General features: G+C 61.9%; 13 protein-coding genes and 1 pseudogene. 13 read left to right on the top strand and 1 reads right to left on the bottom strand.

The genetic code is table 11. From position 1 onward, the window contains the following. The 13 genes and pseudogenes from ACTIF6_RS24955 to ACTIF6_RS24895 all read left to right on the top strand — a co-directional run. Positions 1–79, top strand: a pseudogene (locus ACTIF6_RS24955) (EF-Tu/IF-2/RF-3 family GTPase); the annotation flags it as partial. 9 nt (positions 80–88) lie between these two features. Continuing rightward, a complete protein-coding gene (rpsJ, locus tag ACTIF6_RS24950; protein ID WP_056266806.1) occupies positions 89–403 on the top strand; it encodes a 30S ribosomal protein S10 in 315 nt (104 codons plus the stop codon). A 168-nt stretch (positions 404–571) separates the two neighbouring features. Next, on the top strand, positions 572–1246 hold the full coding sequence (gene rplC, locus ACTIF6_RS24945) for a 50S ribosomal protein L3 (protein WP_439590443.1): 675 nt from the start codon (positions 572–574) through the stop codon (positions 1244–1246). Then, the gene (gene rplD / locus ACTIF6_RS24940) at positions 1246–1866 is read left to right on the top strand and encodes a 50S ribosomal protein L4 (RefSeq protein WP_439520993.1); all 621 of its coding nucleotides are present in this window, start codon (positions 1246–1248) and stop codon (positions 1864–1866) included. Before rplC ends, rplD begins: the two co-directional genes overlap by 1 nt. Further along, positions 1863–2177, top strand: a complete 315-nt coding sequence (gene rplW / locus ACTIF6_RS24935) for a 50S ribosomal protein L23 (protein WP_439520992.1) — start codon at positions 1863–1865, stop codon at positions 2175–2177. The genes rplD and rplW overlap by 4 nt, the downstream gene beginning before the upstream one ends. Positions 2178–2179: 2 nt before the next feature. Next, positions 2180–3004 carry a 50S ribosomal protein L2 gene (gene rplB, locus ACTIF6_RS24930; RefSeq protein WP_066272349.1) on the top strand — a complete coding sequence of 275 codons (825 nt, stop codon included), beginning with the start codon at positions 2180–2182 and terminating at the stop codon, positions 3002–3004. 12 nt (positions 3005–3016) lie between these two features. Further along, a complete protein-coding gene (rpsS, locus tag ACTIF6_RS24925; RefSeq protein ID WP_428291311.1) occupies positions 3017–3292 on the top strand; it encodes a 30S ribosomal protein S19 in 276 nt (91 codons plus the stop codon). Between the two features lie 9 nt (positions 3293–3301). Next, entirely contained in the window at positions 3302–3631 is a 330-nt protein-coding gene (gene rplV / locus ACTIF6_RS24920) for a 50S ribosomal protein L22 (RefSeq protein WP_137918325.1), read from the top strand. A gap of 15 nt (positions 3632–3646) precedes the next feature. Further along, on the top strand, positions 3647–4525 hold the full coding sequence (gene rpsC, locus ACTIF6_RS24915) for a 30S ribosomal protein S3 (RefSeq protein WP_159608379.1): 879 nt from the start codon (positions 3647–3649) through the stop codon (positions 4523–4525). 2 nt (positions 4526–4527) lie between these two features. Further along, positions 4528–4944: a 50S ribosomal protein L16 gene (rplP, locus tag ACTIF6_RS24910; RefSeq protein WP_086126960.1), complete on the top strand. Its 417-nt coding sequence runs from the start codon at positions 4528–4530 to the stop codon at positions 4942–4944. Between the two features lie 16 nt (positions 4945–4960). Next, the gene (gene rpmC / locus ACTIF6_RS24905; RefSeq protein ID WP_159589033.1) at positions 4961–5167 is read left to right on the top strand and encodes a 50S ribosomal protein L29; all 207 of its coding nucleotides are present in this window, start codon (positions 4961–4963) and stop codon (positions 5165–5167) included. A 9-nt stretch (positions 5168–5176) separates the two neighbouring features. Continuing rightward, on the top strand, positions 5177–5446 hold the full coding sequence (gene rpsQ / locus ACTIF6_RS24900; protein ID WP_439590442.1) for a 30S ribosomal protein S17: 270 nt from the start codon (positions 5177–5179) through the stop codon (positions 5444–5446). A 130-nt stretch (positions 5447–5576) separates the two neighbouring features. Beyond that, positions 5577–6089 (top strand): peroxiredoxin, encoded by a 513-nt coding sequence (locus ACTIF6_RS24895; protein WP_086126968.1) that lies wholly within the window; start codon positions 5577–5579, stop codon positions 6087–6089. Here ACTIF6_RS24895 and ACTIF6_RS24890 read toward each other — a convergent pair whose 3' ends face one another. Next, positions 6090–6587: a GNAT family N-acetyltransferase gene (locus ACTIF6_RS24890; RefSeq protein WP_439590441.1), complete on the bottom strand. Its 498-nt coding sequence runs from the start codon at positions 6585–6587 to the stop codon at positions 6090–6092. Positions 6588–6609 lie beyond the last annotated feature (22 nt).

Here is a 6609-nt window from a genome sequence, read left to right as displayed (position 1 = left end):
GGAAGAAGGCCTGCGCTTTGCCATCCGCGAAGGCGGCCGCACCGTCGGCGCCGGCGTGGTCGCCAAGATCATCGCTTAAGGAGCGGACATGTCCACCAAGCAGAAAATCCGCATTCGCCTCAAGGCGTTCGATTACAAGCTCATCGACAGTTCGGCCGCAGAGATCGTGGATACCGCCAAGCGTACCGGTGCGATCGTCAAGGGCCCCGTGCCCCTGCCGACCCGCATGAAGCGTTTTGACATCCTGCGTTCCCCGCACGTCAACAAGACCAGCCGTGATCAGCTGGAGATCCGCACCCACCAGCGTCTGATGGACATCGTGGACCCGACCGACAAGACGGTCGATGCTCTGATGAAGCTCGACCTGCCGGCTGGCGTGGACGTCGAGATCAAGCTGCAGTAAGTCACCGGCTTGCATAAACAAAGCCCGCCAGTTATACTGGCGGGCTTTCCTGCCTCTGGCCGGAAATTTCGTGGTGCCGGTTGATCTTGAATCTGACCGGCCCTTAGCGCGAAACCTCGGTTTTGCAACATCAGCCCCGGCCAATTGAAGTCGGGAACGGAGAAAACAATGAGTCTTAGCAACTCCCTCGGGTTGTTGGGTCGCAAGGTGGGCATGATGCGCCTGTTCACCGATGATGGGGACGCAGTTCCTGTCACGGTGGTCGACGTGTCCAACAACCGTGTGACACAGGTCAAAACCCTGGCCCATGATGGCTACGACGCACTGCAGGTCACCTTCGGTGCTCGCCGTGCCTCCCGCGTGACCAAGCCCGAAGCGGGCCACCTGGCCAAGGCCGGCGTCGAAGCGGGCGAGATCATCCAGGAATTCCGCGTCGCCTCCGACGTTGCTGCGCAGTACCAGCCCGGTGCCGTGGTCGCCCCCAACGCGATCTTCGCAGCGGGTCAGAAAGTGGACGTGCAAGGCACCTCGATCGGTAAAGGCTTCGCCGGCACCATCAAGCGCCACAACTTCAGCTCGCAGCGCGCGTCGCACGGCAACAGCCGTTCGCACAACGTGCCGGGCTCCATCTCCATGGCTCAGGATCCGGGCCGCGTGTTTCCGGGCAAGAAGATGACCGGTCACATGGGCGATGACACCAAGACCATCCAGAACCTCGACATCGTGCGCGTGGACGAAGCCCGTCAACTGCTCATGATCCGTGGTGCAGTGCCCGGCTCGAACGGCGGTTTCGTGACCGTGCGTCCTGCCATCAAGGCCAAATCCGGCAAGGGAGCAAACTGATGCAAGTTGAACTCCTGAACGACCAGGGCCAGGCATCGTCCAATGTGGACGTGCCGGAGACCGTGTTTGGTCGCGACTACAACGAAGCCTTGATCCACCAGTTGGTGGTGGCTTATCAGGCGAACGCCCGTCAAGGCACGCGTGCTCAAAAAGACCGTCAGATGGTCAAGCACTCGACCAAGAAGCCGTTCAAGCAAAAAGGCACCGGCCGCGCTCGCGCCGGTATGACGTCTTCCCCGCTGTGGCGCGGAGGCGGCCGCATTTTCCCGAACAGCCCGGACGAGAACTTCACCCAGAAGCTCAACAAGAAGATGTACCGCGCCGGCATGGCGTCCATCTTCTCGCAGTTGGTGCGTGAAGGTCGCCTGGCTGTGATCGATTCCATGAAAGTGGATTCGCCCAAGACCAAGCAACTGGCCGACAAGTTCAAGGCCATGAACCTGCAATCGGTTCTGGTGATCGCCGAGGAAGTCGACGAAAACCTGTACTTGGCCTCGCGCAACCTGCCCAACGTGCTGGTCGTCGAGCCCCGTTACGCCGATCCGCTGTCGCTGGTGCATTACAAGAAGGTGATCGTCACCAAGGCGGCGATCGACCAGCTCAAGGAGATGTTCGCATGAGCGCCGCACAATTCGACGAAGGCCGCCTGATGCAGGTCCTCGTGGCACCCATCGTGTCCGAGAAAGCCACTCAGGTCGCTGAACAAACCAACGCCGTGCTGTTCAAGGTGCTGCGCGACGCTTCCAAGCCCGAAATCAAGGCCGCCGTTGAACTGATGTTCAAGGTGCAGGTCAAGGGTGTTTCCGTGCTCAACCAGAAGGGCAAGTCCAAGCGCTTTGGCAAAACCGTGGGTCGTCGTGACCACGTGCGCAAAGCCTATGTGACGCTGATGCCGGGTGAAGAGCTGAACTTCGGCGGAGAGGGCGTTTAATCATGGCAGTCATCAAGATGAAACCCACTTCACCAGGCCGTCGCGGCATGGTGAAGGTCACGCGTGACCACCTGCACAAGGGTGAAGGTTTTGCGCCGCTGCTGGAACCCCAGTTCCAGAAGGCCGGCCGCAACAACAACGGTCACATCACCACCCGCCACAAGGGCGGTGGTCACAAGCACCACTACCGCGTGGTCGATTTCCGTCGCAACAAGGATGGCATCCCGGCCAAGGTCGAGCGCATCGAGTACGACCCGAACCGCACGGCGCACATCGCGCTGCTGTGCTACGCCGACGGCGAGCGCCGCTACATCATCGCCCCCCGTGGCGTTGAAGTGGGCGCGACCCTGCTGTCTGGCTCGGAATCGCCGATCCGCGTGGGCAACACCCTGCCGATCCGCAACATCCCGGTCGGTTCGACGATCCACTGCATCGAGCTGCAGGTCGGCAAGGGCGCGCAGATCGCCCGCTCCGCCGGCGCCTCGGCCGTGCTGCTGGCCCGCGAAGGCATCTACGCCCAGGTGCGCATGCGCTCCGGCGAAGTGCGCAAGGTCCACGTGGACTGCCGCGCCACCATCGGCGAAGTGTCCAACCAGGAACACAGCCTGCGCCAGTTGGGCAAGGCCGGTGTGAAGCGCCACATGGGCATCCGTCCGACCGTTCGCGGTACCGCGATGAACCCGATCGACCACCCGCACGGTGGTGGTGAAGGGAAGACCGGCGAAGGCCGCGCTCCGGTGGATCCGTGGGGCAACCTGACCAAGGGCTATCGCACCCGCAACAACCGCCGCACGCAGTCGATGATCGTCTCGCGTCGCAAGAAGTAAAGGGTTGACAACATGACTCGCTCACTCAAAAAAGGTCCGTTTGTCGACCACCACCTGATGGCCAAGGTTGAAAAAGCCCAAGCCACCAAGGACAAGAAGCCCGTCAAGACCTGGTCGCGCCGCTCGATGATCCTGCCCGATTTCATCGGCCTGACCATCGCCGTGCACAACGGCAAGCAGCACGTGCCTGTGTACATCACCGACCAGATGGTGGGACACAAGCTCGGCGAGTTCTCGCTGACGCGCACGTTCAAAGGCCACCCGGCCGATAAAAAAGCGAAGAAGTAAGGACTAACCATGGAAACCCGTTCAATCGTTCGAGGCGTTCGCCTCTCGGTCGACAAAGGCCGACTGGTTGCCGACCTGATTCGCGGCAAGAAGGTCGACCAGGCGCTCAACATCCTGGCGTTCACGCAGAAAAAAGCTGCCGGTATCGTCAAGAAGGCTCTCGAGTCCGCGATCGCCAACGCCGAGCACAACGACGGTGCCGACATTGACGAACTGAAGGTCAAGACCATCTACGTCGAGCAAGGCACTACGCTCAAGCGCTTCTCGGCCCGCGCCAAAGGTCGCGGCAACCGCATCAGCAAACCCACGTGTCACATCTACGTGACGGTTGGCAACTGAAGAGGTCACAGGAATATGGGACAGAAAATCAACCCTACCGGGTTCCGCCTCGCAGTTTCCCGCAACTGGGCCAGCCGCTGGTACGCGAGCAACCGTGACTTCGCCGGCATGCTGGCCGAAGACATCAAGGTACGTGAGTACCTCAAGGGCAAGCTGAAGAACGCCGCCGTTTCGCGCGTCGTGATCGAGCGCCCCGCCAAGAACGCGCGCATCACCATTTACTCGGCGCGTCCGGGCGTGGTGATCGGCAAGAAAGGCGAAGACATCGAGAAGCTGAAGAAAGAACTGGCTGCCAAGCTGGGCGTGCCGGTTGCGGTCAACATCGAAGAAGTGCGCAAGCCCGAAATCGATGCCAAGCTGATCGCCGACAGCATCACGCAGCAGCTCGAGAAGCGCATCATGTTCCGCCGCGCCATGAAACGCGCGATGCAGAACGCGATGCGCCTGGGCGCACAGGGCATCAAGATCATGTCGTCGGGTCGTCTCAACGGCATCGAAATCGCCCGCTGCGAGTGGTACCGCGAAGGTCGCGTGCCGCTTCACACCCTGCGCGCCGACATCGACTACGGCACGTCCGAAGCCAAGACCACTTACGGCATCATCGGTGTCAAGGTCTGGGTCTACAAGGGCGATACCCTGGGCCGCAATGATGCGCCTGTGGCTGCCGAGCCGCGAGTCGAAGAAGAGCGTCGCCCGCGTGGTCCGCGCCGTGAGCGTCCGGCTGGTCCTCCTGCCCGCGCTGCGGTTCGCCGCCCTGGCGCCAATGCCGCACCGGCCGATGGCAGTGACAAACCTGCCGAAGCCACCACCGGCACCGAAACCAAACCCGCCGTTAAGCGCGTTCGCAAAGACGCCGCGCCCGCATCTGCAGCTGCGGACGGCAAAGGAGAATAAATATGTTGCAACCTGCTCGCCGCAAGTTTCGTAAGGAACAAAAAGGCCGCAATACCGGCGTCGCCACGAGCGGCGCCACCGTCGCGTTCGGCGACTTCGGCCTGAAGTCGACCGACCGCGGTCGTCTGACGGCGCGCCAGATCGAGGCCGCACGCCGTGCGATCTCCCGTCACGTCAAGCGTGGCGGCCGCATCTGGATCCGCGTGTTCCCGGACAAGCCGATCTCCCAGAAGCCTGCCGAAGTCCGCATGGGCAACGGCAAGGGTTCGGTGGAGTACTACGTGGCCGAGATCCAGCCTGGCAAGGTGCTCTACGAGATCGTGGGTGTGCCCGAACAGCTGGCTCGCGAAGCTTTCCAGCTGGCTGCCGCCAAACTTCCCCTGCGCACCACGTTCGTGACGCGCATGCTGGGCCAGTGATTCAGGAGAACACAAGATGAAAACTGCTGAACTGCGCCAGAAAGATGTGGCCGGCCTGGAAGCCGAAGTGAAGTCGCTGCAAAAGGCCCATTTCGGTCTGCGCATGCAAAAAGCCACGCAACAACTCAACAACAACGCCACGCTGGGTGACACCCGCCGTGCGATCGCTCGTGCCAAGACCATCCTGGCCGAGAAGCAGCGCGCTGCCGCCGCTGCCAAATAAGGAGTGACCATGACGGAAGCTAAAACATCCCTCAAGCGCACCTTGGTTGGCAAGGTGGTCAGCGACAAGCGCACCAAGACCGTGACGGTCCTGGTCGAACGCCGTGTGAAGCACGAGCTCTACGACAAGATCGTGGCGAAGTCCAGCAAGTACCACGCCCACGATGAAAAGGGCGAGTACAAGATGGGCGATGTGATCGAGATCACCGAGAGCCGCCCACTGTCCAAGACCAAGAACTGGGTCGCCACCCGTCTGGTGCAAAAAGCCGCACTGGTGTAAGCCCCAAGACGCTGGCCTCGGCGCACAATGAAAAAGCGACCGACAATTCGGTCGCTTTTTCTTTTTTCGGGCCCGGGTGACCCGGGTCTTCCAGCCACGGCCTTAGGGCCATCACGATGAGGAGCACAACATGATCAAGGTGGGCGACAAGATTCCGGCGGCAACGCTGATGGAGTACAGCGAAGTCGAGGGCAATGGCTGCAGCATTGGCCCCAATCCGGTGGATGTGGCGAAAACCTCGGCTGGCAAGACGATCGCCGTGTTCGCCCTGCCGGGTGCCTTCACGCCCACCTGCTCGGCCAAGCATGTACCGGGCTTCGTGCAGCACGCTGCAGACTTCAAGGCCGCTGGTGTCGACGAAATCTGGTGCCTGAGCGTGAACGACGCTTTCGTGATGGGTGCGTGGGCACGCGACCAGAAGACCGGCGACAAGGTGCGCATGCTGGCCGACGGCAGCGCCGACTTCGCCAAGGCCACGGGCCTTACGCTGGACCTGACGGGCCGCGGCATGGGCTTGCGCAGCAACCGCTATTCCATGCTCATCAAGGACGGGGTGGTCAAGACGCTCAACGTCGAAGCCCCCGGCAAGTTCGAGGTCAGCGATGCGGACACGCTGCTGGCCCAGGCCAAGGCCGGCGTCTGATCAAAGATCCACCTTGAGGTAGTGCGCCCCTGCAATGGGGTTGTGATAGTAGGGCGCCACCTCGACGAAGCCCGCCTCCTGATACAGGGCGCGGGCGGTTTCCATGTCACTCAGGGTGTCGAGCAGCATGGTGGTGTAGCCGGCCAGCTGGCCTTCGGAGAGCACGCGTTCCACCAGCAGCCTTCCCAGGCCGAAGCCTCGAAATGCGGGGCGCACGAACAGGCGCTTCATTTCGCAGGCATTGAGGTGATCGGTGTTGTGCAGGGGGCGCAGTGCGCAGCAGCCCGCAGGCTCTCCGTCCACCAGCGCCAACAGCAGGGCGCCCGACGGTGCGCCATAGTCGCCTGGCAGGCCGGCCAGTTCGGCATTGAAACCCTGGAAGCACAGATCGATGCCGAGTCCGGCTTGATAGTCCAGGAACAGGTCACGGACTGTCTGCAGGTCGTCAGGAAACTGGGCCGGTCTCAGTGAAACGGCGGCGGCTCCGTGGTCTTTCATGGTGGCGGGATCGGCGGACGGG

The sequence above is a fragment of the Hydrogenophaga sp. genome (assembly GCF_051860785.1).
GTDB lineage: Bacteria > Pseudomonadota > Gammaproteobacteria > Burkholderiales > Burkholderiaceae_C > Hydrogenophaga.
Note: the sequence above shows the minus strand (reverse complement) of the source record. Positions and strands in the feature narration are given on the sequence as shown.